Source organism: Microbacterium sp. CFH 31415 (assembly GCF_022538185.1).
Lineage (GTDB): Bacteria > Actinomycetota > Actinomycetes > Actinomycetales > Microbacteriaceae > Microbacterium.
Genome location: NZ_JAKYXC010000009.1, coordinates 39,964 through 65,284 on the forward strand (window position 1 = coordinate 39,964; position 25,321 = coordinate 65,284).

Annotated in this window: 26 protein-coding genes; 14 read left to right on the plus strand and 12 right to left on the minus strand. The window is 71.0% G+C overall.

The annotated features are described in order from the left end of the window. Positions 1-42: 42 nt before the first annotated feature. From trmB to MK786_RS10945, 4 genes are all read right to left on the minus strand, one after another. Entirely contained in the window at positions 43-708 is a 666-nt protein-coding gene (gene trmB / locus MK786_RS10930) for a tRNA (guanosine(46)-N7)-methyltransferase TrmB (protein WP_241112471.1), read from the minus strand. A 389-nt stretch (positions 709-1,097) separates the two neighbouring features. Continuing rightward, on the minus strand, positions 1,098-1,508 hold the full coding sequence (locus MK786_RS10935) for a hypothetical protein (protein WP_241112267.1): 411 nt from the start codon (positions 1,506-1,508) through the stop codon (positions 1,098-1,100). A gap of 2 nt (positions 1,509-1,510) precedes the next feature. Then, positions 1,511-2,704, minus strand: coding sequence for a C39 family peptidase (locus MK786_RS10940; protein ID WP_241112268.1), 1,194 nt, complete (start codon positions 2,702-2,704; stop codon positions 1,511-1,513). 286 nt (positions 2,705-2,990) lie between these two features. Beyond that, the gene (locus MK786_RS10945; RefSeq protein WP_241112269.1) at positions 2,991-3,830 is read right to left on the minus strand and encodes a DUF3097 domain-containing protein; all 840 of its coding nucleotides are present in this window, start codon (positions 3,828-3,830) and stop codon (positions 2,991-2,993) included. A gap of 153 nt (positions 3,831-3,983) precedes the next feature. On the opposite strand from MK786_RS10945, the gene MK786_RS16345 reads away from it, so the two are divergent. The 4 genes from MK786_RS16345 to MK786_RS10965 all read left to right on the plus strand — a co-directional run bounded on the left by MK786_RS16345 (position 3,984) and on the right by MK786_RS10965 (position 8,230). Continuing rightward, positions 3,984-6,002, plus strand: coding sequence for a TPM domain-containing protein (locus tag MK786_RS16345; RefSeq protein WP_277397499.1), 2,019 nt, complete (start codon positions 3,984-3,986; stop codon positions 6,000-6,002). A gap of 77 nt (positions 6,003-6,079) precedes the next feature. Continuing rightward, on the plus strand, positions 6,080-6,841 hold the full coding sequence (locus MK786_RS10955) for a PspA/IM30 family protein (protein ID WP_241112270.1): 762 nt from the start codon (positions 6,080-6,082) through the stop codon (positions 6,839-6,841). A gap of 112 nt (positions 6,842-6,953) precedes the next feature. Further along, positions 6,954-7,775 (plus strand): arginase family protein, encoded by an 822-nt coding sequence (locus MK786_RS10960; RefSeq protein ID WP_241112271.1) that lies wholly within the window; start codon positions 6,954-6,956, stop codon positions 7,773-7,775. Next, positions 7,772-8,230 carry a Fe-S oxidoreductase gene (locus MK786_RS10965; RefSeq protein WP_241112272.1) on the plus strand — a complete coding sequence of 153 codons (459 nt, stop codon included), beginning with the start codon at positions 7,772-7,774 and terminating at the stop codon, positions 8,228-8,230. Before MK786_RS10960 ends, MK786_RS10965 begins: the two co-directional genes overlap by 4 nt. Before the next feature lie 25 nt (positions 8,231-8,255). Here MK786_RS10965 and MK786_RS10970 read toward each other — a convergent pair whose 3' ends face one another. Genes MK786_RS10970 through MK786_RS10980 form a run of 3 tightly spaced genes read right to left on the minus strand, consistent with a single transcriptional unit; the run spans position 8,256 to position 10,008 of the window. Next, positions 8,256-8,717: an SIP domain-containing protein gene (locus MK786_RS10970; RefSeq protein WP_241112273.1), complete on the minus strand. Its 462-nt coding sequence runs from the start codon at positions 8,715-8,717 to the stop codon at positions 8,256-8,258. A gap of 56 nt (positions 8,718-8,773) precedes the next feature. Beyond that, complete coding sequence (locus tag MK786_RS10975; protein WP_241112274.1) at positions 8,774-9,505, minus strand: tyrosine-protein phosphatase; 732 nt, start codon at positions 9,503-9,505, stop codon at positions 8,774-8,776. Beyond that, the gene (locus MK786_RS10980; RefSeq protein WP_241112275.1) at positions 9,499-10,008 is read right to left on the minus strand and encodes a carboxymuconolactone decarboxylase family protein; all 510 of its coding nucleotides are present in this window, start codon (positions 10,006-10,008) and stop codon (positions 9,499-9,501) included. The genes MK786_RS10975 and MK786_RS10980 overlap by 7 nt, the downstream gene beginning before the upstream one ends. 280 nt (positions 10,009-10,288) lie before the next feature. On the opposite strand from MK786_RS10980, the gene MK786_RS10985 reads away from it, so the two are divergent. From MK786_RS10985 to MK786_RS11015, 7 genes are all read left to right on the plus strand, one after another. Next, on the plus strand, positions 10,289-11,800 hold the full coding sequence (locus tag MK786_RS10985) for an ABC transporter substrate-binding protein (protein ID WP_241112276.1): 1,512 nt from the start codon (positions 10,289-10,291) through the stop codon (positions 11,798-11,800). Next, positions 11,797-12,747 carry an ABC transporter permease gene (locus MK786_RS10990; protein ID WP_241112277.1) on the plus strand — a complete coding sequence of 317 codons (951 nt, stop codon included), beginning with the start codon at positions 11,797-11,799 and terminating at the stop codon, positions 12,745-12,747. The genes MK786_RS10985 and MK786_RS10990 overlap by 4 nt, the downstream gene beginning before the upstream one ends. Beyond that, a complete protein-coding gene (locus MK786_RS10995; RefSeq protein ID WP_241112278.1) occupies positions 12,744-13,682 on the plus strand; it encodes an ABC transporter permease in 939 nt (312 codons plus the stop codon). Before MK786_RS10990 ends, MK786_RS10995 begins: the two co-directional genes overlap by 4 nt. After that, the gene (locus MK786_RS11000) at positions 13,679-14,482 is read left to right on the plus strand and encodes an ABC transporter ATP-binding protein (protein ID WP_241112279.1); all 804 of its coding nucleotides are present in this window, start codon (positions 13,679-13,681) and stop codon (positions 14,480-14,482) included. Before MK786_RS10995 ends, MK786_RS11000 begins: the two co-directional genes overlap by 4 nt. Then, on the plus strand, positions 14,479-15,279 hold the full coding sequence (locus tag MK786_RS11005; RefSeq protein WP_241112280.1) for an ATP-binding cassette domain-containing protein: 801 nt from the start codon (positions 14,479-14,481) through the stop codon (positions 15,277-15,279). Before MK786_RS11000 ends, MK786_RS11005 begins: the two co-directional genes overlap by 4 nt. 115 nt (positions 15,280-15,394) lie before the next feature. Continuing rightward, entirely contained in the window at positions 15,395-16,468 is a 1,074-nt protein-coding gene (locus MK786_RS11010) for a M4 family metallopeptidase (RefSeq protein ID WP_241112281.1), read from the plus strand. Positions 16,469-16,613: 145 nt separating this feature from the next. Beyond that, the gene (locus MK786_RS11015; RefSeq protein ID WP_241112282.1) at positions 16,614-16,901 is read left to right on the plus strand and encodes a protealysin inhibitor emfourin; all 288 of its coding nucleotides are present in this window, start codon (positions 16,614-16,616) and stop codon (positions 16,899-16,901) included. 43 nt (positions 16,902-16,944) lie between these two features. Here the strand turns inward: MK786_RS11015 and MK786_RS11020 are convergent, their stop codons facing one another. Then, complete coding sequence (locus MK786_RS11020) at positions 16,945-17,556, minus strand: GNAT family N-acetyltransferase (RefSeq protein WP_241112283.1); 612 nt, start codon at positions 17,554-17,556, stop codon at positions 16,945-16,947. Between the two features lie 9 nt (positions 17,557-17,565). Beyond that, the gene (locus MK786_RS11025) at positions 17,566-18,264 is read right to left on the minus strand and encodes a uracil-DNA glycosylase (RefSeq protein WP_241112472.1); all 699 of its coding nucleotides are present in this window, start codon (positions 18,262-18,264) and stop codon (positions 17,566-17,568) included. An 81-nt stretch (positions 18,265-18,345) separates the two neighbouring features. On the opposite strand from MK786_RS11025, the gene MK786_RS11030 reads away from it, so the two are divergent. Next, positions 18,346-19,836: an MFS transporter gene (locus tag MK786_RS11030; protein ID WP_241112284.1), complete on the plus strand. Its 1,491-nt coding sequence runs from the start codon at positions 18,346-18,348 to the stop codon at positions 19,834-19,836. A gap of 53 nt (positions 19,837-19,889) precedes the next feature. Here the strand turns inward: MK786_RS11030 and MK786_RS11035 are convergent, their stop codons facing one another. After that, positions 19,890-20,756, minus strand: coding sequence for a metal-dependent hydrolase (locus tag MK786_RS11035; RefSeq protein ID WP_241112285.1), 867 nt, complete (start codon positions 20,754-20,756; stop codon positions 19,890-19,892). Then, the gene (locus MK786_RS11040; protein WP_241112286.1) at positions 20,753-21,544 is read right to left on the minus strand and encodes an SDR family oxidoreductase; all 792 of its coding nucleotides are present in this window, start codon (positions 21,542-21,544) and stop codon (positions 20,753-20,755) included. Before MK786_RS11040 ends, MK786_RS11035 begins: the two co-directional genes overlap by 4 nt. Positions 21,545-21,702: 158 nt before the next feature. Between MK786_RS11040 and MK786_RS11045 the strand changes: the two genes are divergently transcribed. Continuing rightward, positions 21,703-23,025 (plus strand): bifunctional o-acetylhomoserine/o-acetylserine sulfhydrylase, encoded by a 1,323-nt coding sequence (locus MK786_RS11045; RefSeq protein WP_241112287.1) that lies wholly within the window; start codon positions 21,703-21,705, stop codon positions 23,023-23,025. A 75-nt stretch (positions 23,026-23,100) separates the two neighbouring features. On the opposite strand, the gene MK786_RS11050 is transcribed toward MK786_RS11045, so the two are convergent. Further along, entirely contained in the window at positions 23,101-24,045 is a 945-nt protein-coding gene (locus MK786_RS11050) for a hypothetical protein (protein WP_241112288.1), read from the minus strand. 58 nt (positions 24,046-24,103) lie between these two features. Between MK786_RS11050 and MK786_RS11055 the strand changes: the two genes are divergently transcribed. Then, a complete protein-coding gene (locus MK786_RS11055; RefSeq protein WP_241112289.1) occupies positions 24,104-25,126 on the plus strand; it encodes a DUF2332 domain-containing protein in 1,023 nt (340 codons plus the stop codon). The last annotated feature ends 195 nt before the right edge of the window (positions 25,127-25,321 follow it).

Genomic DNA, 25,321 nt, shown 5'->3' on the forward strand with positions numbered 1-25,321 from the left:
TTCCCGGGGCAGGCGGCGTCGCCGGCGGCTCGGAGGGCTGGGTCACGGCCTCGGCCTTCGCCGATACGCCAGGTCGCGGATGTCGCGGCCGACCCGCGCGCCCTTGCGCTCGAACGCCGTGAGAACGCGGCCGTCGAATCGCGGCGCCCACTCCCCCTCGAACGCCGGCTCGAAGTCGGCGGCGTCGCCGAGCACCGCGCGCATCTGGAGGGCGTAGTCCTCCCAGTCGGTGGCGAGCCGCAGCATGCCGCCGTCCTTCAGCGCATGCGCAGCGAGCGCGGCGAACGCGGGGGTGACCAGGCGGCGCTTGGTGTGCTTCTTCTTGTGCCACGGGTCGGGGAAGAAGACCCAGAGCTCGGAGACGGATGCCTCGGGCAGCAGGTGCTCGAGCACCTCGGGGGCGTTCGCCTCGACGAGGCGCAGGTTGCGCGCGCCGGCCTTGTCGGCGTCGAGCATCGTGCGGGCGAGTCCCGCGCGGAAGACCTCGATCGCGAGGAAGTCGTCGTCGGGGCGGGATGCCGCGGCATGCACGATCGCGTGCCCCTGGCCTGACCCGATCTCGACGATCAGCGGCGCCTCGCGACCCCAGACGTGGGCGGGGTCGATGGCGGAGCCGGGGCGGATGCTCGTCGCCGCGAGGTCGCGCGGCGATTCGACGACGTACGTGCCGGCGAGCTCGGACCAGGCGCGCTCCTGCGCGTCGGACATGCGCCCGCTGCGCCGCACGAACGAGACCGGACGCTCCCGGAAGGTGCGGGGCGGGTCGTCGGCGGGAGGAGCAGTGTCGGACACCCTCCCAGGCTATTCGAGACCCGTCCCGCGCTTCGCCCGCAGGTTGACTGGCGCCAGCGCCGTCTCGAAACCCCCAGCACCCATGGGTGTCAAACGGCCGGGAGAAACGCCGCCGAAGTCCGCCGTCCCCGGCGTGTCGGGGCAAGATCTCCCGACGGTTCGACCGTCCGGCGCTGTCCCGCCGGTTGAGTGGGCGCCAGCGCCGTCTCGAAACCCCCGGGGCCAGCGAGGGAGGCGCTTCGCGCGCACTCGATCGGCGGGAGGGCAGGCCGCGCCCGCTCGGTCAGCCGCGAGGAGCCGAGAGGTCAGCGGGCCTCGCTCGGCCACACAACGTCGCCGGCGACGAACACGATCCGGTCACCGCGAGCACCGCGGACGGGAACGGCCCACGCGAGGCGGTCGGGAACCCCATCGAAGGACAGCGACGGTTCCCCGGCGATCTCGTCCGCCGCGAGAGCGGTCGCCGCGCGAGTGCGGATGACCACCGGATCGAGCCACGACGATGCCGTCGGCGCGTCCGCGAACCATGACGTCCGGCGGTGGGTGAGGTCGGGCAGGATTTCGACGAATCCCGCCAGGCTCGCGCCGGCCAGGATCGGCACGAACCAGGACGTCAGCGCGCCCCCAGCATCCTTCACCGCAATCGGCGTGCCGAGCAGAGCCGGGTCATCGACGAACGACTCGGCTCTGCTTCGCACCAGCTCCAGATCGGCCATGTCTAGATCATCGTCACCCGTGCCGTGTAGGCGTACTGGTACGTCTGGGTGGCGAAGTTCTCCCACTTGGTGATCACGCCCGCGTTCGGCGGCCAGGGATCGTAGACGAGCAGTCCTCGATTGGGTCCGCTGTACAGCACGGGGATCCTCGTCTCGGTGAAGCCGGCAACAGTGCGCGAGTGACCGGGCACGAAGCTGATGAGCGGCCGATTCGCGCGGATCTCGGTGCGGAAGGTCGCGAACGTCGGATTGGTGATCATCGTCACATCCAGGCCGTCGCCGGTGAGTGCCTCCAGCGCCGTGACCACGTGCCCGACCTGGCTGTATGGCAGGCCGTTCGGATTGGCCTTCGTGCCGAGTCCGAGCTCCTGTGCGAGTCGGTCCTGCGTGTACTCGTAGCGGTAGAAGTCCAGCAGCATCTGCGAGCTCGCCCCGACGCACCACACGTTCGTCTCCTGCCCCCGCAGCTCGTAGCACGGCGTGTGATGACTCGTTCGCAGCGAGTAGCGGATTTCGCGCGTCTCCACCAGCGAGAACACGAGGATGTCGCGCCACAGGTCGGGGTTGACCTCGTACGCGTTGCGGTGCAGCTTGAGTTCGCCCAGGTTGCGATGACGCTCGTTGAAGCGCTTCGCCCGCGTGCGCCGAGCCGCCGCTGGCGTCTCTTCGACGAGGCTCCACCGCTCGAAGTTCTCGGGCTCAAGCGGCTTGCGGTCGGCCCGCTTCGCAGCCCGGCCGACCGTCGCTCCGGCAGGCGGCACGGGCTCCCACGTGAACAGCTCGAGCAGGACGATCTCTTCGCCGCCGCGCAGGAACTGCACTCCGAGCTTGGGGTAGCTGTACGCGACGAACCGCACCTCGTCTGCCGCATAGACCTCGTATCCTCGATGGGCACCGGCTTCGCGCGCCTCGCCGATGAGGGCGTCGGGATTCCACGTCATCCCGTCCGAGTAGGCCACCAGGACATCGCCCAGCACGGCATCGGCGGCGATGTCGACGGCCCCCAGCCGCTCACGTCCACGGTCGACCGGCAGCCGGTAGAACAGGACGACGCCGGTGATGTCGTACACGGGTGTCGCATCCGGAGCCACCTCGGCCCCGTCGAGCCGCTCTTTCGGGAACACCCCGGCGATCGCGAGGGCATTCAGTTCGACGCCCGCCAGTACGCGGGCATCCTTCGGATCGATGTCGGCCATTGCCGCTCCTTCGCTCAGGGACAGCAGGCTCGCCGCCCACCTGCAAGGAGCGCCAGGAAGAGCTCTCCGATACATCCGCCGCCCGGACAGCGGCGGCGCCCTCCCGCCGGTCGAGCGGTCGCAGAATCGGAGATCGCGACCGACACGCCGGGGGGACGGATGCCGCGCCCCGGCGTGTCTGGAGCGATCTCCGACACGCCGGGCGACGGATGCCGCGCCCCGGCGTGTCGCCCGGATCTCCGACGTTGCGACAGCCGAACCGGCCTCGGTCGACCGAGAGCCTGCGTCAGTCGAGGGTTACGAAGTCGATGAGCTCTTCCACACGACCCAGCAGGGCGGGCTCGAGGTCGCGGTAGCTGTGCACCGACCCGAGGATGCGCTGCCACGCCCGCGCGATGTCGGCCTGATCGCGGGCGGGCCAGCCCAGCGCGCGGCAGACTCCGACTTTGAACTCGGTGCCGCGCGGCACCTCGGGCCACCTTTCGATGCCCATCGCCCGGGGCGTGACGCACTGCCACACGTCGATCCACGGGTGCCCGACGATGCGGATGTGGGCTCCGTGCCGGCCGCGCTCGAGCGCCTGCGCGATGCGCGACTCCTTCGAATTCGGCACGAGGTGGTCGACCAGCACGCCGTACCGTCGGGTGGCCGACGGCGGCTCCTCGTCGAGCACCGCCTCGAGCAGATCGATGCCCTGCAGATACTCGACCACGACGCCCTCCGCGCGCAGGTCGTCTCCCCACACCTTCTCGACGAGCTCGGCGTCGTGACGTCCCTCCACGAAGATGCGGCTCGCCCGCGCCACGCGCGCCCGCGACCCGTCGGCCGCGAACGACCCCGACGCGGTGCGCTTCGGACCGGTCGATGCCGGCACGGTGGTCGGCGCGACCAGCACGACATCGGCGCCGTCGACCAAGAAGCCCGGGCCGAGCGGGAACAGCCGGCGGCGGGCGTGGCGATCCTCGAGCTCCACCATGCCCGACGCGATTCCGACGACGGCACCGCAGAAGCCGTCGTCGGCGACCTCCACGACGAGATCGCGGGATGCCTCGACCCGCGCCAGTCGCGTGGCCGAGCGCGCGCGCCAGCCGTCGGCCAGCACGTCGGTGCCGTAGCGATCGTCCATGTCTCCTCCGAATCGGAGAGGCTACCCGCGATCACGCTGCGAACGGGGCAGCGACCCGCGCCAAGGGCCGGACGTCCGCCAGGCTTTCGCGTGTCGCCCGCGCCTGCATAGACTCGCGGAGGGGCTGGATTCCGCGTCCCGGAGGGGGAATCGATGCGTGGGCGATGGGCGGCGATGCTCACGGCGACTCTGGTGGTCGCCCTGACGGCGATCGGGGGCGGCGCGATGGCGACCGACCCCGTGCGACTGGGCTCGGCGTACGTCCTCGACGAGGCCGGAGCGCTCGGCGGCGGTGAGCTGGCGGCCGCCGAGACGGAGCTCAGCGAGCTCGCATCGACCACCGAGGCCGATCTCTACGTCGTGTTCGTCGACGAGTTCACCAACCCGTCCAACAGCGAGCAGTGGGCCAACACGGTCGCCCAGCAGAACGGACTCGGTCCGTCGCAGTACCTGCTCGCCGTCTCGACCGAAGGACGCCAGTACTACCTGTCGGCAGACTCCGAGGGTCCGCTCTCCGAGGAGCAGGTGGTCGCCGCGGAGGCCGCTGCCCAGCCGCACCTGCGCGACGAGGACTACGGCGGCGCGATCACCGCCACCGCGGACTCCATCAGATCGTCGCTCGGCGGCGGGGGCGGCGCTGGGGGCACCGGCGGCTTCCCGTCGGGCATCGTCTGGGTCGTCGTCATCGCCGGTGTCGTGCTGCTGGTGATCTGGCTGGTCCTGCGAGCGCGCCGCAAGAAGTCCGGCACAGTGGCCGGCGGCGGGCCCGCGGTCGAGCAGCTTCCTCTCGACGAGCTCGAGCGGCGCGCCGCATCCGCTCTCGTCCAGACCGATGACGCGATCAAGACGAGCGCACAGGAGCTCGGCTTCGCGAAGGCGCAGTTCGGCGATGCGGCGACGGCCGAGTTCGAAGAGGCGTTGGCGACCGCGAAGGCGAACCTCGACGAGGCGTTCACCCTCAAGCAGCAGCTCGACGACGCCACGCCCGACTCCGAGCAGGACACCCGCGCCTGGAACGAGCGCATCATCGCGCTGTGCGAGCAGTCCAACGCGATGCTCGACGACAAGGCCGCCGACTTCGACGAGCTGCGCAAGCTCGAGCAGAACGCCCCCGAGGCGCTCGCCCGCGTGCAGGGTGAGAAGGCGAAGGCCGAGGCATCGCTCGACAGCGCCGCCGCCGCCCTGCAGACCCTGCGCTCCGCCTACGCGCCCGAGGCGCTCGCGACCATCGCCGACAACCCCGAGCAGGCCCGCCAGCGCCTCGCCTTCGCCGGCGAGCAGCTCGTCGCCGCCGAGGCGGCCATCGGCGCGGGCAAGGGCGGCGAGGCGGCCGTCGGCATCCGAGCGGCCGAAGAGGCGGTCGGTCAGGCCGAGCTGCTCGAAGACGCCATCGGCAAGCTCGCCTCCGACCTCGCTGCCGGCGAGCGCAACGCCGTCGAGCTGATCGCCGAGCTGGAGCAGGACGTCGTCACCGCCGGCACACTCCCCGATCCGGACGGACGCGTCGCCGCCACCATCGCCGCGACCACCCAGCAGATCGACGCGGCCAAGGCGAACCTCGCGAGTTCCGCGAAGCGCCCGCTCGTCACCTTGAAGAGCCTGGAGAGCGCCAACGAGCAGATCGACGCGCTCGTGAAGGGGATTCGGGATGCCGAGGCCCAGGCGCAGCGCGCACGTCAGATGGTCGGTCAGCTGATCATGCAGGCGCAGGCCCAGGTGTCGACCGCCGAGGACTACATCACCGCACGCCGCGGCGCCGTCGGAGCGCAGGCGCGCACGCGGCTCGCCGAGGCGGGGGCGTCGCTGGTCCGCGCGCAGCAGCTGCAGACGAGCGATCCCGAGCAGGCGATGCAGCACGCGCAGCGCGCCGACCAGCTCGCCGGGCAGGCGATCCAGCTCGCACAGTCCGACGTCGGCTCGTTCGAAGGCGGCGGCATGGGCGGCATGTTCGGCGGCGGCCAGCAGCAGGGCGGCGGGGGCAACGTGCTCGGCGCCGTGCTGGGCGGCATCCTCATCAACTCGATGATGGGCGGCGGCCGGTCGTCGGGCGGAAGCCTGGGCGGAGGAAGCCTGGGCGGCATGTTCGGCGGCGGAGGCTCCGGCGGCGGCATCCGCCCCGGCAGCTTCGGCGGGGGCGGCACGCGCGCCCGCCGTGGAGGTGGTCGATTCTGATCGCGTCCGCGCCGCACCCGCGGCATCCCACCCCTGAACCTGACCACACCCGATCTGTCCGATAGGAAGGAAAAACGATGGCGAAGCAGTCCATCTTCGGTCGAATCTCGACCCTCATGAAGGCGAACATCAACGCGCTCCTCGACTCTGCCGAGGACCCGCAGAAGATGCTCGACCAGCTCGTGCGCGACTACACGAACAGCATCGCCGACGCCGAGGCGGCCATCGCCGAGACGATCGGCAACCTGCGGCTGCTCGAGCGCGACCACCAGGAAGACGTGCAGGCCGCCTCCGAGTGGGGCAACAAGGCCCTCGCCGCGAGCCGCAAGGCCGACGAGCTGCGCAGCGCCGGCAACACGGCCGACGCCGACAAGTTCGACAACCTCGCCAAGATCGCGCTCCAGCGCCAGATCAGCGAGGAGAACGAGGCGAAGGCAGTCGAGCCCACGATCGCGTCGCAGACCGAGGTCGTCGCCAAGCTCAAGGACGGCCTCAACGGCATGAAGCAGAAGCTGGAGCAGCTGAAGTCGAAGCGCTCCGAGCTGCTCGCGCGCGCCAAGACCGCCGAGGCCCAGAACAAGGTGCACGACGCGGTCAAGTCGATCGATGTCCTCGACCCGACCAGCGAGCTCGGCCGCTTCGAAGACAAGGTCCGCCGCCAGGAGGCCCTCGCCGCCGGCAAGCAGGAGCTCGCGGCATCCACTCTCGATGCTCAGTTCGAGAGCCTCGAGGACGTGGGCGAGCTCACCGAGGTCGAGGCGCGCCTCGCCGCCCTGAAGTCGGGGCAGGCCCCGGCGCAGGCGGCCATCGACGCGCCCAGCGCCCCGTACACGCCGTAACCCGGTCGCTCGAAGGGGCGTCGCTCCGCACGGGGCGGCGCCCTTCGGCGTGTTCGCGCACGGCGTGCGCCTCGGCCTGCGCGGGCGGGTCGGGCTGCGAGAGGATGAGGGGATGACGCGCTACCTCGTTGTGCCGCAATGGCAGGGAAGCCCCTCCTCACGGGCGATGCAGCTCATCGACGGCGCGTACGCGATCGCCGGCGACCTGCCTCGCGCGGCGACCACGATCCTCGACGTGCCCATGGAGGCCGGCGAGGCCCTCGGCACCGGCGTGCATCGGCTGAGCAGCCTGCAGCGCGTGCGCGAGCTGATCGCGGCGGCACTCGACTCGTCGGCGGAGCCGGTGTTGACCGTGGGCGGCGACTGCGGCGTGGCCGTCGAGCCCATCGCCCACGCTGCGCGCCGCGTTCCGCGGCTGGCGGTGGTGTGGATGGATGCTCACCCCGACCTGAACTCCCCCGAGACCTCTCCCTCCGGGGCGTTCGCCGGAATGGCGCTGCGTGCGGTGCTCGGCGAAGGAGCGCCGCAGCTGGCCCTCCCCGAGGGTGCGGTCGCACCCGAGCGCACGTTCGTCGTGGGCGCGCGGTCGTACGACGATGCCGAGATCGAGGCGGTGACGGCGCTCGGCGTGACCGCGCTCGACGTCGACGCGCTGCGCGACCCGGCCGCGCTCGCTGCCGCGGTGCGCGGCAGCGGGGCGGACGCCGTGTACATCCATGTCGACGTCGACGTGCTCGATCCCGCCGAGATCGCGGGCAACGCCCACCCCGAGCCGTTCGGACTGGCGGTGGCGGAGCTCACCGCGGCGATCGCGGCCGTGCGCGCGGAGCTGCCGCTCGCCGGCGCCTCCCTTGCGGGCTACTCCCCGGCATCGGCGGCATCGGCCACCGACGATCTCGGGGCCATCCTGCGCGTCGTCGGGGCGCTCGCGTGAGTCCGATCACGACACCCCCTCGGGGGTGGCGCGCACGCGCCGACCTCGCCGTCGAGCGGGGGCGACGCATCGACCGAGTCATCCCGGCGTTTCTGCTGGACTCCCCCATCAGCCTCGTCGGCTACGCCTACGGCACCGCCGTCGGCTGGGTGTGGGGCACGCTGTGGAGCACGGGCCGGATCGAGCGTCGCGAGGGCCTGTGGGTGTTCCGCGGCATGCCGGCGTGGACGTTCGCGAGGGGCGGGGTGTGCGTGGGCGGCTGCTTCCTCACCGGCGACGGCCGGGTGAGCGACAACCTGCTGCGGCACGAAGCGGTGCACAAGGCGCAATGGCGACGGTACGGACTCCTCATGCCGTTCCTCTACCTCTTGGCCGGCCGCGATCCGCTGCGCAACCGGTTCGAGATCCTCGCCGGCCTCGAGGACGGCAACTACGTGCCCCGCGGCGCGGCCTGACGCCACCGCAGACCGGGCGCGGACGTCAGCGCGAGGTCGTGAGGCCGTACTCGGCGGGCGTGTGGATCGACGTCGGCGCGATGCCCATGCCCGTGAGGTGATCGACGATGTCGGCGGTGCCGAGGTAGCCGCCGAGCAGGTGGATGCGGGTCTGGTCGTCTTCGGCGCACAGCATCTCGTCTGCCCACCCGTTCACCGCGCGGGCGAGCGCCTCGCCGGGGGCACAGCCTCGGCTCGTGCCGGGGGCGCCCGACCGGCGCGAGCGGTCGAGCCAGGTCAGGACCATGCGACTGGGAACCGTGATGTGGGCCTGCCACGAGGCATCCGGAATCTCCACGAACACACGGCCCGTCGAGCAGATCGGCAGCGTGGCGAGCACGACCTGCAGCTCGGCGAGCGAGGACTCGTCGGCCGTGATCAGGTGCTGGACGCGCGTGTGCCGTGAAGAACGGCAGGCCGCGACGCTGTGCTCGGTGGTGTGGCTCATGACACCCCCACTATACCCGCTATGAAGGGTTGCCTAACCTCACACGCAACATGCGGTCACCGCGGGCGCAGCAGCACCTGCTGCAGCTCGGCGATCTCGTCGTCGGCGAATCCGTGCGCGCGCAGGTAGTCGGCCGGCGAGCCGAAACGCGTCGTGACGTCGTCGAGCAGGGCCTGCATCACCGGGGCGGGCGACCGCGTGGCGAGGTCTTCGAGGTGCGTCGCCTCGGGGTGCATCGCACGCAGCAGCTGCACGACCCGGCGGTTGCGCCACTCGGGCAGCAGAACCTCGGTGCGCGCGTAGTCGGCGACGACGGCGTCGAGGTCGACGCCCGCGGCCGCGAGGGTCAGCGCGACGGTGACGCCGGTGCGGTCCTTCCCCACCGTGCAATGCACGAGCACCGGCTGGTCGGTCACGATCCCGCGCACGACGTCGACCACGCCCGCCGACGAGTCGTCCACGAGCTGCCGGTACATCTCGTCGAGGCTGATGTCGTCGGCGAAGAAGGACTCGACCGAGCCGAGGAACAGCGGCACGCGCTGCGTGACGATCTCGAGGCCGTCGATGCGACTGGGCGCGTGCGCCACCTCGTCGTCGGCGCGCAGGTCGATGATGCGACGCAGCCCGAGCCCACCGAGAGCGGCGGTGCCGTGCTCGTCGAGCTGGGCGAGGTTGCCCGAGCGGAAGAGCACGCCGTGCCGCGTGATCGACGCACCTGCGGGCAGACCGCCCACGTCGCGGAGGTTGACCGCCCCCGAGACGACCGGATCGTCGGGGTCCGTCACCATGCAGCGCCCGAGGCGGCGTCGCGGTCCTCGCCGGCGAGGTCGTCCCGCGGCGGCACGCTGTACCTGCCCGCGATCGCGACCCGGTTGAACGCGTTGATAGACACCAGGATCCAGCTGAGCGCCACGTACTCCTGCTCGGTCAGGATCGCGCCGACACGGTCGTAGACGTCATCCGGGATGCCATCCTCGTGGATGAATGCGAACGCTTCGGCGAGTTCGAGTCCCGCCCGCTCGCGGTCGCTGAAGACCCCCGAGTCGCGCCAGACCGCGATCTGGGTGAGCACGTCGGGACTGACGCCCGCCGCCACCGCCCGCTCGACGTGGACCCGCACGCAATAGGCGCAGCCGTTGAGCTGCGAGGTGTGGATCTGGACGAGCTCCTTCAGCCGGTCGTCGAGCCCGCTCTCAGCGGAGATCCCTCCCACGGTCTTCGAGAACGCGGCGAGCGCCTGGTATGCCGGCGGCGCCGAGCGGGAGAGGTGGACGCGCCGTTCTTCGGTCATGCCGCCAGCCTACCCACGCCGGATCGCCCGGGCCCGGTCCTCGGCGGCGCCGCATCGACCGCGCGCCGCGGCGAACGAGAGGCCTCAGCGATCGGGCGCCGCGGCGAACGGGGCGACTCATCCACCCCGGGAACGATTAACGCTTCTGTTGCGTTCCGGGTAACGAGGTCCTCGCCTACGGATTCCGTTGAATAGGCTTGTGATCCGGCGCGTCGGTCCAACCAATCCGGGCTGACCCCGGCACCGCACACCGTGCGGATCCCCCTCCGAAAGGATCTCCATGCTTCGTCGCACTGCGATCGCCGCGACTTCGCTCCTCGCCGCCGGCGCTCTTCTGCTCAGCGCCTGCACGGCCGGCTCCTCCCCGACCCCGAGCGCGACCGCAGCGCCCGACCCCGATGCGTCCGTGGCGATCCGCCTGGTGCTCGAGCCCGAGAACCTCGACATCCGCCAGACCGCCGGTGCCGCGCTCGACCAGATCCTCATCGACAACGTCTACGAGGGGCTCGTGGCCCGCACGCCCGAGCAGGAGATCGTGCCCTCGCTCGCGAGTGACTGGAGCGTCTCCCCCGACGGCCTGACCTACACCTTCACGCTGCGCGAGGGCGTGCTCTTCCACGACGGCCAGGCGCTCACGCCCCAGGACGTCGTGTGGTCGCTCACCACACGCAAGGCGACGCCCGAGTGGCGCGACTCGGCGCGACTGGCCAACGTGACGGCCATCACCGCCGAGGGGCAGGACATCACCCTCACCCTGGCCCAGCCCGACTCCAGCCTGCTGTGGAACCTGACCGGGCGCGCCGGTCTCGTCTTCAAGGAAGGCGACACGGTCGACTACAACACCGCCGCCAACGGCACCGGTCCCTTCCGCCTCGACAGCTGGCGTCAGGGCGCGAGCATCACCTTCACGCGCAACGACGAGTACTGGGGCGACCAGGCGCACGTGGCCGAGGTCGTGTTCGACTACATCCCCGACAACCAGGCCGCGCTCAATGCGGCGCTCGCCGGCGAGGTCGATGTCGTGACCGGCTACGACGCGAACCTCAAGGACCAGATCGAGGCGAACGGCGACTTCGCGCTCGTGCTCGGCCAGTCCACCGACAAGGGCACCCTGGCGTTCAACCAGCAGCCCGGCAGCCCGCTGGCCGACAAGCGCGTGCGTCAGGCGATCCGTCAGGCGATCAACCACGACGCGTTCATCGAGGCGCTGGCGTCCGGCGAGACGCAGTACGGTCCCATCCCGTCGCTCGACCCGGGCTACGAAGACCTCTCCGACGTAGCCCCGTTCGACCCCGAGGCCGCCCGCGCCCTCCTCGAGGACGCCGGCGCCGACGACCTCGAGCTCACGCTGAAGATCCCGAACTTCTACTCCACGACGATCCCGCAGATCCTGGTGTCCAACCTCAACGACGTGGGCATCACCCTCGAGGTCGACTCGGTGGACTTCTCGACGTGGCTCAACGACGTGTACATCAACAAGGACTACGACCTCAGCTTCGTGCTGCACACCGAGGCGCGCGACTTCGAGAACTGGGCGAACCCCGACTACTACTTCACCTACGACAACGCCGAGGTGCAGGAGCTGTTCGCCGAGTCGCTCGCGGCGACCGACGAGGACGAGGCGGCCGGGCTGCTCGCCGAGGCCGCGCGCATCGTCTCCGAAGACGCAGCGGCCGACTGGCTGTACAACGGCGCGTCGGTGGTCGCCGTCGGCACTAACATCACGGGTATGCCGTCGATCAACGTGAACGAGCGGCTCGACCTCGGCGAGCTGGCCAAGAGCAACGGGTGATCCGATACACGCTGACGCGTCTTGCCCTGCTTCTGCTCGGCTTGCTCGTCGCCAGCGTGCTCATCTTCCTCTCGCTGCGCGTCCTCCCCGGTGACGTCGCCCAGCTGATCGCCGGGGTCAACAGCAGCCCCGGCCAGGTGGAGGCGATCCGCGAGCGGCTCGGCCTCGACCAGCCCGTGCCGACGCAGTACCTCGACTGGATCGGCGGCGTCCTCCGCGGCGACCTGGGCAGCTCGCTGCTCACGGGCACCGCCGTCGCCGACGAACTCGTACAGAAGGCGCAGGTGACGGTGCCGCTCGGCATCATGTCCCTCACGATCGCCGTCGTCTTCAGCGTGCCGCTGGGCGTGCTGTCGGCGATGCGCCGCGGTCGTCCCGACGGCACCGCGCTGAGCGTCGGCGCGCAGACCCTCGCCGCGGTGCCGGTGGTGTGGGCCGGCATGATGCTCGTCGTCGTCTTCGCCGTGTGGCTCGGCTGGCTGCCCGCCCAGGGCTTCCCCCGCGCGGGCTGGCAGGATCCGTGGGCGGCGTTCCGCGCGCTGCTCCTGCCCGCGCTCACGATCGGCATCGTCGAGGGCGCCATGCTCATGCGCTTCGTGCGCAGCGCGACGCTGCAGGCCGTCGGCCAGGACCACGTCCGCACCGGTGCCGCAAAGGGCCTCACCCGCAACGCCGCACTCATCCGCCACGGCCTCCCCGACGTAGGCCTGTCGGTGATCACCGTCCTCGGCCTGCAGGTCGCCGGCATCATCGTCGGCGCGGTGATCATCGAGCAGCTGTTCACCCTCCCCGGCATCGGCCGTATGCTCGTCGCCGACGTGAGCGCCCGCGATCTGCCCAAGGTGCAGGGCGAGCTCCTCGTGCTCACCGGCTTCGTGCTGATCATCGGCTTCGTCGTCGACCTCACCCACCGTCTCATCGATCCGAGGCAGCGGGAGGCGACATGAGCGGTCTGCTGAAGAAAGCGGAGACGGATGCCGCGGCCGACGCCGCGCCGTCGCGGTGGGCGTGGCTCGGCCGGCTGTGGCGCCTCTCGACGGGCCGCTTCGGCCTGATCGTCGTGATCGTCGTCGTCACGGCGGCGGTCGTCGCCCGGTTCTGGACGCCGTTCGACCCCCAGCAGGTCGACATCTCATCGCGGTGGCTGCCGCCGGGCTGGCCGCACGTGCTCGGCACCGATGCGGCGGGTCGCGACATCCTGAGCCTGCTCATGGCCGGCGCACGCACCACGATCCTCGTCGCCGTCGGAGCGGGGATCGTCGCGACGATCATCGGCATCGCGCTCGCCTCGCTCGGCGCGCTCACCGCGCGATGGGTGCGCGAGTCGGTGGCGGTGTTCGTCGACATCCTCATCGCGTTCCCGGTGCTGATCATCGCCATGATGATCTCGGCCGTGTGGGGCGGCTCGTTGTGGGTCGTGATCTGGGCGGTGGGTATCGGCTTCGGCGTGAACATCGCCCGGGTGACGAGACCCGAGCTGCGCCGCGTGCTGCACAGCGACTTCGTCGTCGCCGGCCGCGCCTCGGGGCTCACTCCCGCACAGAACCTCATCCGCCATCTGCTGCCGAACGTCGCTCCGGTGTTCATCGTGCAGCTGTCGTGGGGCATGGCCGTCGCCGTGCTCGCCGAGGCGGGCCTGTCGTACCTGGGCTTCGGCGCCCCCGTGACCGAGCCCTCGTGGGGCCTGCTGCTGGCCGAGCTGCAGCAGTTCATCACGGTGCACCCGCTGTCGGTGGTGTGGCCTGGCCTCGCGATCACGCTGACGGTCCTGGGGCTCAACCTGCTGGGTGACGGGCTCCGCGAGGCGACCGATCCGACGCTGGCGCATGCGCGCGGGGCTGGACGCGTCGCGCGCACCCATGTGCCGGAGGTGGTCGCGTGAGCCTCGAGGTGCAGGACCTCACGATCGAGATCGGCGGCCGGCGAGTCGTCGACGGGGTCGGCTTCGCGGTGCCCGACGGCGCGCGCGTCGGGCTCATCGGCGAGTCCGGGTCGGGCAAGTCGCTGACGGCGCTCGCGATCCTCGGGCTGCTGCCCGACGGCGCGACCGCGACCGGCAGTATCCGCTGGAACGGCCGCGAGCTCGTGGGTCTCCCCGACCGCGAGCTCGCCGCGCTGCGCGGCGACGAGATCGGCATCGTCTTCCAGGAGCCCCGCACGGCGCTCAATCCGATCCGCACCGTGGGCCGTCAGATCGCCGAGTCGATCCGCATCCACGAGAAGGCAACGAGACGGGATGCCGCGGCCCGCGCTGTGGCCGAGGCCTCCCGTGTCGCCCTCCCCGACCCGGAGCGCATCGTCTCGCGCTACCCGCACCAGCTGTCAGGCGGCCAGCGCCAGCGCGTGGCGATAGCGATGGCGCTCGCGTGCCGGCCGCGCCTGCTCATCGCCGACGAGCCGACGACGGCGCTCGACGTGACGATCCAGGCCGAGATACTCGAACTGCTGCTCTCGCTCGTGCGCGACGACGGCATGTCGCTCGTCTTCATCACCCACGATCTGGCGGTGCTCTCTCAGATCGCCACACACGGGGTGGTGCTCGAAGACGGCCGCGTGGTGGAGGACGCGCCGGTGTCGCAGCTGCTCACCGCGCCCTCCTCGCCGGTCACCCAGGGCCTGCTGCGCGATGCGACGGCGACGTTGTGGCGCCCCGGTGGCGCACCCGCGGGAGGTGCCGCATGAGCGAGTTCCTGGTGCGTGCGCGGGGTCTCACCCGCCGCTACCAGACTCCTAAGAGCCGGCTGTTCGGGCCGCGCGCGTACACGACGGGGCTGGAGGATGCCGACCTCGACGTGCGCGTCGGCTCGGCCGTCGGCATCATCGGCGAGTCGGGCTCGGGCAAGTCGACGCTCGTGCGCCTGCTGCTCGCGCTCGACACGCCCACCGAAGGGAAGGTCGAGTTCGACGGCCGGCCCGTCGACGCGTCGGCGCCCGCCCGGTCGCTGCACTGGCTGCGCCGACGCACCGGCATCGTGTTCCAGGATCCGTACGCGTCGCTCGATCCCCGCATGAGCGTGGGGCGCATCGTGGGCGAGCCGCTGTGGGCGCTCGGCATCGACGGCGACCGCCGCGCCCGCGTGCGCGAGGTGCTCGAAGACGTCGGCCTCGAGGCCGGCATGGCCAATCGCTTCCCGCACGAGTTCTCGGGCGGCCAGCGCCAGCGGATCGCGCTGGCCCGCGCCATCGTGCATCGCCCCGGGCTGCTCGTGGGCGACGAGCCGCTGTCGGCGCTAGACGTCACCGTGCGGGCGCAGATCCTCGAGCTGCTGGCCGAGCTGCGGGCTCGCGACGGGCTGACCATGCTGCTCGTGTCGCACGACATCGGCGTGGTGCAGAGCCTGTGCGACGAGGTGGTGGTCATGAAGGACGGCCGCATCGTCGAGGAGGGTCCGACCGAGAAGGTGCTGCTCCAGCCTCAGGTGTCGTACACGCGTCGCCTCCTCGCCTCGATCCCGGTCATCGATCCCGGCACCGTCTGACCGCGGCGCGGCCGTCCGCGCGGGCTCTGCTGCTGCGGCACCGAGCAGCGACGTCGTCATGCGGACGCGCTGGCGCGATGCGCCCACCGTCGGACCTCGCCGCTAGCCTCTGACCATGGCCCACGCGATCGTCCCCCCGTACCTGCTCGCCCGCATCGCCGCCGTGCAGGAGCCCACGTGGGCCAAGGCGGCCGAGGCGGCCCGGTCGACACTGGCGGCGCCGCGCGAGTACCGTCCGGTGCGCTCGCGACTGCGGCTGTCGATCGAAGACGATGGCACCCTGGTCGCCGAAGCCACCCCCGCCCCCGACCGGGAGATCTCCGACGCGCAACAGAAGGAGCAGCTCCCCGGCGTGAAGGTGAGGGGCGAAGACGACCCGCCGACCGGCGACACCGCCGTGGACCAGGCGTTCGACGGACTCGGCGCGACGTTCGACTTCCTGTGGGACGCCTTCGCTCGCGACAGCATCGACGGCTCGGGCGGCTCGCTCCTGTCGACCGTGCACTACGGCGAGAACTACGACAACGCGTTCTGGAACGGCGAGCGCATGGTGTTCGGCGACGGCGACGGCGAGGTCTTCTCCGGGTTCACCGGATCGCTCACCGTCATCGCGCACGAACTCGCCCACGGCGTCATCGAAGACGAGGGCGGCCTGCTCTACCGCGGCCAGTCGGGTGCGCTCAACGAGTCGTTCGCCGACGTCGTCGGTGCGCTCGCCGAGCAGCACCATCTCGGGCAGACCGCTGACCAGGCGTCGTGGCTCATCGGCGAAGGCATCTTCACGGATGCGGTGGAAGGTCGGGCGCTGCGCTCCATGGCCGCACCCGGCACGGCGTACGACGACGACGTGCTCGGCCGCGACCCGCAGCCCGCGCACATGCGCGACTTCGTCGTGACCCGCGACGACAACGGCGGCGTGCACATCAACTCCGGCATCCCGAATCACGCGTTCTATCTCCTGGCCACCGCGCTCGGCGGGCACGCGTGGGAACGTGCAGGCCTGATCTGGTATCGCGCGCTCGGCGGCGCCCTGCCGTCGACGGCCGACTTCTCGACCTTCGCGAACGCCACCCTGGCGGCCGCCGCCGCGGAGTACGGTGAGGAGTCGGAGGAGGTCGCCGCCGTCCGGGCCGCCTGGACGAGCGTCGGCGTGATCGACGATGCACGAGCCGCAGAGACCGCTGCCTGACGCGCCCCACGGCGCACGTCCCGCCGCCCGTTCGCCGCGCCCGTCGCCGACGCCCTCGCCGGGGCCTTCGCCCGAGCCCCCCGTCCGCGGCGAGCAGCCGGCACCGCCCGCGGAGGACGACACGAGCGCCAAGCTCCCGGTCTCGGTGACCGTGACACGCTCGGGCGGGTTCGCAGGCCTGTCGCGCGAGTGGCGCGCCGAGGCGGACGGGTCCGACGCCGAGCGGTGGCGCGCGCTGATCGAGGGGTGCCCGTGGGAGGCGGTGGCGATCCTGCGCGACGACGCCGGCGCCGACCGCTTCGTGTGGCGTCTCGACGCCCGGTGCGGCGAGCGTGCACGCGAGGCCGAGCTCGCCGACGCCGACGCCCGGGGTCCGTGGCGTGAGCTCATCGACGCTGTGAAGGACGCCGCAGCCTCCTCACCGCGGCGCTGAGCCGGTCAGCGGGCGATGAGCGTGTCAGCGCGCGAAGAGCTCGTCAGCGAGCGAAGAGCCCCTTCTTCTTGGCGGGCTTGAGCTCCTTCTGCAGGTAGATCGTGCCGAGCCACCGTCCGAACTTGAAGCCGACACGGCCCATGCGGCCCACTTCGACGAACCCGAGCTTCTCGTGCAGGGCGACCGAACCCTCAGCGCCTTTGTCGCTGATCACGGCGACCATCTGCCGGATGCCCTTCTGCTCGCACGCCGCGATGAGGGCGACCAGCAGCGCCTTGCCGAGTCCCTTGCCGGTTGCGGCCTGCCCCAGATAGATCGAGTTCTCGACCGAGAAGCGATACGCCGACTTCGTCGACATCGGCTGCACCAGCGCGTAGCCGAGGATCTGCCCGGTCGGCGACTCCGCGACGAGGAACGGCAGATCGAGCTTCCGCAGGTACGCGAGCTTCTCGCGCCACTGCGCGATCGACCACCTCTTCTCGTCGAACGTCACGACCGAGTTGGTCACGTAGTAGTTGTAGATCTCGCGGATATCGGGGATGTCGCGCTCGGCGACCGGCCGGATGTCGAACGAGAAGGGACGCTCCGGTTCAGGACGACGACGCAGATGACGCGGCAGCCGGCGCCGGTCGCGGTCGTATTCCTCCTCGAGCATGCCGTCAGCCTACGCTCCGGCCGGGAGGGTCCAGTCGACCGGCCGACCGCCCTGCTGATCGATCAGCGCGTTCGCCCGGGAGAACGGGCGGGACCCGAAGAACCCCCTGCTGGCCGACAGCGGCGACGGGTGGGCAGACTCGATGATCGGCGTCGGACCCAGCAGAGGGCGCAGGTTCGCGGCATCCCTCCCCCATAGGATCGCGACGAGCGGGCGGTCCCGGTCGACCAGCGTGCGGATCGCATGCTCGGTGACCTTCTCCCAGCCCCAGCCGCGATGGGATGCCGGCTGCCCCGGAGTCACCGTGAGCACGCGGTTGAGCAGCATGACGCCCTGGTCGCTCCACGCGGACAGGTCGCCGTGGTCGGCCCGGGGGATGCCGAGGTCGGCCTCGAGCTCCTGGTAGATGTTCGAGAGGCTCCGCGGCAGCGGACGGACGTGCCGGTCGACCGCGAAGGACAGGCCGATGGGATGCCCCGGAGTCGGGTAGGGGTCCTGTCCTACGATCAGCACGCGCACATCGGCGAGAGGCCTCTGGAACGCCCTCAGCACGCGGTCTCCGGCGGGCAGGTACGACCTGCCCGATGCCACCTCCGCCCGCAGTCGCTCGCCGATCACCGCGATGTCGGGGGCGACCGGCGCGAGTGCCTCGGCCCACCCCGGGTCGATGAGCCCCGCATCCGCGAGCTCGGGCAGCGTCATCGCCATGGAGCGCTCCCGCGCCGGGCATCCAGGACCGTCATCCACACGCTCCCAGACTAGGCGCGCGGTTCGAGTAGTCTCGCCCTCGTGTCCCGAGTCTCCAGCGCCACCGACCGCCTCCGCGGCTCGGCCCTCGGCATCACCGCGGGCCTCATCGGCTGGTTCGTCCTCGTCGAGGTCACGAGCGGCATCCTGCAGGGGTACTACGTGCCCCTGTTCAGCGACATCGTCGATCAGCTGGGCATCCACGACTCCGATGTGAACTGGTTCGAAGCCGCGCAGCTGCTGCTGTCGGCGCTCGTCGTTCCGGTGCTCGCGAAGCTCGGTGACATGTACGGGCATAAGAAGATCCTGCTGATCGCGGCGATCCTGACCGCCGGTGCGAGCTGGTGGCTGGCCTTCGCCGGCGACTTCTCGAGCTTCCTCATCGCGTGGGCGCTGCAGGGCTTCTACGTCGTGTGGCTGCCGCTCGAGATCGCGCTGATCTTCGAGCGCGGCAGGAAGCAGAACCGGGGCGTCTCGCTGACGCGCCGGGCAGCCGGTCTCCTCGTCGTCGGGCTCGAGGCCGGAGCGATCATCGGCGCCCTCGCCGCGGGGCGCATCTTCACCGCTACCGGCGACCTGACGCTCACCCTCATGGTGCCCGCGATCGCCGTCACCCTCGTGTGCCTCGTGATCTGGCTCGGCGTGCCCGAGTCCGAGCCGGTGCGCGGCCGGCGACTCGACACGTGGGGCTTCGTCATCCTCGCCCTCGGCCTGCTGCTCGTCACGAGCTCGCTCACGTTCCTGCGGCTCAACGGAGCGGGCGCCGCGTTCGTGTGGGTGCTCCTCGCGCTCGGCATCGTCGCGTTCGTGCTCTTCGTGCTGTTCGAGCTGAGGCAGCCCGATCCTGCCATCGACATCCGCGTGCTGCGGCGACCCGAGATGTGGCCCGTGCAGGCGACGGCGTTCCTCGTCGGCATCAGCCTGCTCGGCGCGCAGGGCCCGCTGTCGACCTACGCCGGCACGGACTCATCGCTCGGCTACGGCCTCGGACTCGATGCCGAAGCGCGCTCCTACGTGATCGGCCTCTACCTCGTGTCCCTCATCGTGGGGGCGATTCTGTTCGCCGTGACCTCTCGCCGTGCGAACCCGCGTGCGATCCTCATCGTCGCCTCGGCGCTCGTCGGCATCGGCTACGTGCTGTTCCTTCCGTTCCACACCGAGCTGTGGCAGGTGCTGCTCAACCTGTCCATCGCGGGCATCGGCTCGGGTGCGCTCGTCGGCGCGCTCCCCGCCGCCGCCGCGGCGGCGGCTCCTCACGGTCAGACCGGGATCGCCTCGGCGCTGACGAACACGACGAAGACCATCGGCGGAACGTTCGCCTCAGCCGTCTTCGGCGTCGTCCTCGCCGCCGGTGCGGGCGTCGTCGCGAGCGAGACAGCGGCGTCGCTCGGCGGCTACCTCGCGGTGTGGTCGATCTGCGCGGCGGGCGGCTTCCTCGCCGCGGTGCTGCTGTTCTTCGTCCCGAAGGTCGCGTTCGCCGACACCCTGCCCGAAGAGGTCGAGACCGTTGCCGGCGAGGCACAGATCCTCTGACGCCTGCGCCGTGCGACGAAGACGACGGGATGAGCGGATGCCGCGGCCCGGCGTCAGCGCCGGGTCGCGGTCGTCGTCATGACCACCTCGAGGCCGCCCTCGACGTGGTGCGCCTCGAGCGACACGGTCGCCGACGCCAGCTCCGACAGCGCCGACACGTGCGTTCCGCCGCAGGGGATGCGCACCTCCGCCGAGGGAAGCTCGCAGACCCATGTACGGCGGTCGGCGAGGCTCGGGCCGTCGGCGTCGACGCGCACGGCTGCGCCGCTCGCGATCCACTCGGCGAGCAGCGCGTTCGCCCGCTCGGCCACCGCGGCGGGGTCGTCGAAGGCGGCCGGGTCGAAGCCCTTGCGGCGCAGAGACTTGCCGATGCGGTAGACGTCGCGCGATCCGTCGGGAAGGATCCGCGACTCCTGGATCGCGAGGGCGTCGAATGCCGGGGCGCCGAGCGCATCGGTGGCCGTCTCCTTGCGCCACGCGTCCGCGAGCGCGGCGTCGAGCGCCAGCGAGGCGAGGTGGCAGGCGGTATGTCCCGCTGAGAGCGCGGTGCGGTACGCGGCATCCGCTTCGATCTCCACGGTGTCGCCCTCGGTGATGCCATCGCCCTCGACGATGTGGGCGACCACGAAGGTCCAGCCCTCGGTGCCGGTGCGCACCGGCACATCGCGGCCGAGCACGAGCCCGTCGCCCTGCGTCGCACCGAGGACGGCGTCGACGATCGCGCGCGTCGCGCCGCCCGCGCTCAGCATGCCGCGGTCGGCCGGCTGGTCGGGCCACGCGGTGTCGACCGGATGGAAGGCGGTCGTGTCGAGCACGATGGCCGAGCGCCCGTCGCCGGCGTCGGCGACGTGCACGACCGTGCCCGTGGACGACGTCGCGCCGGATGCGTAGGTGATCGTCGTGCCGGTGGCGGGGATCACGCGAGGCCGCCTTCGCCGCGCGGACGCAGCGGACCGCGGGCGAGCAGGTGCTGGGCGGACTGCGCGACCGGGCGCATCGTGATGAGGTCGAGGTTGACGTGACCCGGCGCATCGAGCGCGTAGGCGATGACGTCGGCGACGTCGTCGGCGGTGAGGGGCGCGAGAACGCCCTCGTACACACGCTCGGCCGCCACCTTGTCGCCGCCGAGCCGGTTGGTCGTGAACTCCTCGGTGTGCACCATGCCCGGGGCGATCTCGATCACGCGGATCGGCTCGCCGTTCAGCTCGAGCCGAAGGGCGTGCGCGAGCATCGCCTCACCGGCCTTCGCGGCGTTGTAGCCCGCTCCGCCCGCGTAGGCGGTCTGTGCCGCTGTCGAGGTCACGAAGAGCGTGTCAGCGTGGCCACCCTCGCGGGCGGCGCGCCGCAGCTGCGGCAGCAGCGCTGACACCAGCCGCTGGGCCGACAGCACGTTGACGTCGAACATCCACTGCCAGTCCTCGACGAGGCCGTCCTCCACTCGGTCGGCGCCGCGGGCGCCGCCGGCGATGTGCACCAGCGAGTGCACGGGACCGGTCCCGTCGAGGAATTCGGCGAGTGCCTCGACGTCGGCATCGGAGGTGAGGTCGGCGGCGAATGCCACCGCACCGGTCTCTGCTTCGAGCGCCTCGAGGCGGTCGGCCCGGCGGGCGACGGCGACGACATCCCAGCCTCGCGAGCGCAGCTTCCGCGCGGTCGCTTCACCGATCCCCGAACTCGCCCCGGTCACCACAGCACGTCTGGTCGTCATGCCTCCACGGTACCCATTCCGCCCGGGGTCGTCCGTCGCCCGCGCGGCCCGGAGATTACGTCACATTTCCCCTTCGTTGTTGACAAGGCCGCGACATCCGTACTGTCGATCCGGTCGGGGGATGCCGCCCCCGCCCACTGAACCCGCAGGAGCAAGCCATGTCCGCACCCGAGAACTGGCGTTTCGAGACCAAGCAGATCCACTCCGGTGCCGCGCCGGACCCGGTCACCAAGGCCCGTGCCACGCCGATCTACCAGACGACCTCGTACGTGTTCGACAACGCCGACCACGCCGCGAACCTCTTCGCGCTGGCCGAGTTCGGCAACATCTACACGCGCATCCAGAACCCGACGCAGGCCGTCGTCGAGGAGCGCCTCGCCGCGCTCGAGGGTGGCACCGGTGCCCTCCTCGTCGCCAGCGGCCAGGCCGCCGAGACCTTCGCGGTGCTCAACATCGCCCAGGCCGGCGACCACATCGTGTCGTCGAGCTCGATCTACGGCGGCACATACAACCTCTTCAAGTACACGCTCGCCAAGCTCGGCATCGAGACCACGTTCGTCGAGAACCAGGACGACCCCGAGGAGTGGCGCCGCGCCGTCCGCCCGAACACGAAGCTCTTCTTCGGCGAGACCATCGGCAACCCGAAGATCAACGTGCTCGACATCCGCACGGTGGCCGACGTCGCCCACGAGAACGGCATCCCGCTCATCGTCGACAACACGATCGCGACGCCGTACCTCATCAAGCCCTTCGAGCACGGCGCCGACATCGTCATCCACTCGGCCACCAAGTTCCTCGGCGGTCACGGCACGGTCATCGGCGGCGTCATCGTCGATGGCGGAAAGTTCGAGTGGTCGAAGAACGTCGAGAAGTTCCCGGGCCTCACCGAGCCCGACCCGTCGTACCACGGCGCGTCCTACACCGCCGCGGTCGGCGACCCGCTCGCCTACATCATCAAGGCCCGCGTGCAGCTGCTCCGCGATCTCGGCGCAGCCATCTCGCCGCAGAGCGCGTGGCTGCTGATCCAGGGCATCGAGACCCTGTCGCTGCGCATCGAGCGTCACGTGCAGAACGCGCAGGAGATCGCGGAGTGGCTCGAGAACCAGGACGACGTCGCCTCGGTCAACTACTCGGGGCTGCCCACGTCGCCGTGGTACGCGGCGGCCAACACCTACGCGCCGAAGGGCGTGGGCGCCGTGCTGTCGTTCGAGCTCAAGGGCGGGGTCGAGGCGGGCCGCGAGTTCGTGAACTCGCTCACCCTGTTCAGCCACCTCGCGAACATCGGCGACGTGCGCTCGCTCGTCATCCACCCGGCGTCGACCACGCACTCGCAGCTCACCCCCGAGCAGCAGCTCACCGCCGGTGTCACGCCGGGCCTGGTGCGCCTGTCGGTCGGGCTCGAGAACATCGACGACCTCAAGGCCGACCTCGAGCAGGCGCTCGCGGCGGCTCGTCGCGTGTCGGAGGCGGCGCGCGCCTGACCTCGGTTTCAGATCAGCGGATGCCTCGGCCCACGCGGGCCGGGGCATCCGCAGTTCTGCCTCCGGGTGCCGGCGTCAGCCGGCATCCCACCAGCGCAGCACGCGCAGAGCGCGGAGGGTGACCCACCGGCTCGGGAAGCCGTCACCCTCCGCGTCGAGTTCGAACAGCACCGGCCCCTCGTGATGGTTCTCGAAGGGGAACAGGCCGTTGTCGAGCCGCTTCTCGCGGACGAGTTCGACGCCCTCGGCGCAGCGCTCGTCGCGCTCGGGGCGCGCGAGGCGGAAGTACTCGAGACCGCGCAGCACGTCGTAGTACCACCGCCACGGGGCCGATGTCAGCGTCATCCGCAGGTCGACGATCGAGCCGTCGGACTTGCGGCGGAAGAGTCGTCGCTCCAGCAGATACTCCTCGCCACGAAGCCGAGCGGCTCGGAGCTCGTCGGAGCCGCCCGTGCGCTGCTCCCACTCCCACAGCCCTTCGAGCGCGCAGATCGTCGAGTGGAAGGACGACGGTGTCGCCGTGTCGTCCTCCCAGCAGTTCCAGCCTCCGTCGGCGTGCTGGGTGTCGAGCAGGGTCTGAGCGATCGCGGCTGACTCGTCGCGCGCGAAGTACGCGCCGAGCGCGAGGGCGATCCCGTTGATGCACGGTTCGATCTCCCCCTCGAAGTATGGTGCGCCGTTGTACTCCCACCGCGCGTTCTCGCGCACCCGCGTGATCGCACGCACCGCCTCGGGCGAGTCGGGGTCGAGTCCGTACTCCATGAGCGACTGCAGCGAGAAGTGCGTCGCCGTCCACGCGTCGAAGAACGGCCGGCTCTCGTCGACCCACCCCGGTCTGTAGACGCCGCCGTCCCAGAGCCCGTCGTCACCCTGCTCGGCGAGCAGGCGTGCCCCCCAGCCTTCGGTGGCGACACGCGCGCGCTCCGCTGCGATCTCGGGCGCCGGCGCATCGGTGAGGTCGGCCATGACCTGCCACCGGATCGCCGGATCGCCGCTCAAGAGGTACTCGATCACGTCCATTCCACGGATGGTAGACCGGCCCGGCGACACGGCGGCCGGGCGATCGTAGGGTGGGCGCGTGGACACGGGTGATCCGACGGCCGCGATCGCGGCCTTCTACGACGACTTCGGCCGACGCTGGGCGCACGGCACCTCGCCGCTGTATGAGGATTGGGCGCTCGGGATCGCACGTGATCCCGAGCTGCTCGCCCGGCTGGCCGCACTCCCCCGCGCCAAGCAGCAGCCGAACCTCGTGTTCGCGTCGGCGCGCTGGGAGGGCGCCGCGATGAGCCCGTACCACGCGGTGCGGCCATGGCTGCTCGAGCACTGGGATCGCATCGTGGCGACCGGCGCCGACCGCACCGTGCAGACCAACGAAGCCAACCGGTGCGCGACCTGGCTCCCGCCCCTCTCCGGCATCGACGGTCCGATCGCCCTGCTCGAGGTCGGGGCCGCCGCGGGCCTGTGCCTGTTCCCCGACCGGTACAGCGTCGAGTACGCGACCCCGGCCGGCGTGCAGAAGGTCGACCCGCCCGACGGGCCGAGCGACGTCATGCTCACCTGCACCGTCGATGACGAGGCATCCGTCCCCGAACGGTATCCCGATGTCGTCTGGCGGCGCGGGATCGACCTCGATCCCATCGACGTCTCGGACGCCGACGCCGTCGACTGGCTCGCGAACCTCATCTGGCCCGGGCCCGACCACGATGCCCGGGTCGCCCGACTGCGAACGGCCGCCGCGATCGCGGCATCCGATCCTCCCGAGATCGTCCGCGGCGATCTGCTGGAGCGGGTGACGGATGTCGCAGCCGCCGCTCCGCCGGACGCCACGCTGGTCGTCTTCCACAGCGCGGTGCTGCTGTACCTCGATTCTGCGGAGCGCCGCCGGTTCGCCGACATCATGGCCGGGCTCGGCGCGGCGACCGGCCGCCGGGTGGTGTGGCTGTCGAACGAGACGATGGGCACGCTCGACGAGATCGACGCGCAGGTACCGCCCGGCACGCCGACGGACCACCGCTTCGTGCAGACGTGGGATGCTCGGCCGATCGCCCTCGCCGGCCAGCACGGCGCGCTGTACGAGACGGCGGCGTTCCGGAGCTGAGGGTGCCGCCCGGGGCACACAGCCCTTTCGATGTGCCAACGTCAGCGACCGGCATCGGCCGCCGTCCGTAACACTCGGCCCGAGGCCCGGGACTGGGCCGTCCCGGCCATCCCGCGTACCGAACTCGGGACCGCCGCCGTCTCACCCATCCGATCACGCCGTCTCACGGACCCGACCCCAGTTTCCGTCCTGAGC

Bases quoted from the DNA above. Each gene is read 5' to 3' on its own strand.
- trmB (WP_241112471.1), bottom strand. From the start codon at position 708: ATGTCCGACGCGCAGGAGCGCGCCTGGTCCGAGCTCGCCGGCACGTAC.
- MK786_RS10935 (WP_241112267.1), bottom strand. From the start codon at position 1,508: ATGGCCGATCTGGAGCTGGTGCGAAGCAGAGCCGAGTCGTTCGTCGAT.
- MK786_RS10940 (WP_241112268.1), bottom strand. From the start codon at position 2,704: ATGGCCGACATCGATCCGAAGGATGCCCGCGTACTGGCGGGCGTCGAA.
- MK786_RS10945 (WP_241112269.1), bottom strand. From the start codon at position 3,830: ATGGACGATCGCTACGGCACCGACGTGCTGGCCGACGGCTGGCGCGCG.
- MK786_RS16345 (WP_277397499.1), top strand. From the start codon at position 3,984: ATGCGTGGGCGATGGGCGGCGATGCTCACGGCGACTCTGGTGGTCGCC.
- MK786_RS10955 (WP_241112270.1), top strand. From the start codon at position 6,080: ATGGCGAAGCAGTCCATCTTCGGTCGAATCTCGACCCTCATGAAGGCG.
- MK786_RS10960 (WP_241112271.1), top strand. From the start codon at position 6,954: ATGACGCGCTACCTCGTTGTGCCGCAATGGCAGGGAAGCCCCTCCTCA.
- MK786_RS10970 (WP_241112273.1), bottom strand. From the start codon at position 8,717: ATGAGCCACACCACCGAGCACAGCGTCGCGGCCTGCCGTTCTTCACGG.
- MK786_RS10975 (WP_241112274.1), bottom strand. From the start codon at position 9,505: ATGGTGACGGACCCCGACGATCCGGTCGTCTCGGGGGCGGTCAACCTC.
- MK786_RS10980 (WP_241112275.1), bottom strand. From the start codon at position 10,008: ATGACCGAAGAACGGCGCGTCCACCTCTCCCGCTCGGCGCCGCCGGCA.
- MK786_RS10985 (WP_241112276.1), top strand. From the start codon at position 10,289: ATGCTTCGTCGCACTGCGATCGCCGCGACTTCGCTCCTCGCCGCCGGC.
- MK786_RS10995 (WP_241112278.1), top strand. From the start codon at position 12,744: ATGAGCGGTCTGCTGAAGAAAGCGGAGACGGATGCCGCGGCCGACGCC.
- MK786_RS11005 (WP_241112280.1), top strand. From the start codon at position 14,479: ATGAGCGAGTTCCTGGTGCGTGCGCGGGGTCTCACCCGCCGCTACCAG.
- MK786_RS11010 (WP_241112281.1), top strand. From the start codon at position 15,395: ATGGCCCACGCGATCGTCCCCCCGTACCTGCTCGCCCGCATCGCCGCC.
- MK786_RS11020 (WP_241112283.1), bottom strand. From the start codon at position 17,556: ATGCTCGAGGAGGAATACGACCGCGACCGGCGCCGGCTGCCGCGTCAT.
- MK786_RS11025 (WP_241112472.1), bottom strand. From the start codon at position 18,264: ATGGCGATGACGCTGCCCGAGCTCGCGGATGCGGGGCTCATCGACCCG.
- MK786_RS11040 (WP_241112286.1), bottom strand. From the start codon at position 21,544: ATGACGACCAGACGTGCTGTGGTGACCGGGGCGAGTTCGGGGATCGGT.
- MK786_RS11045 (WP_241112287.1), top strand. From the start codon at position 21,703: ATGTCCGCACCCGAGAACTGGCGTTTCGAGACCAAGCAGATCCACTCC.
- MK786_RS11050 (WP_241112288.1), bottom strand. From the start codon at position 24,045: ATGGACGTGATCGAGTACCTCTTGAGCGGCGATCCGGCGATCCGGTGG.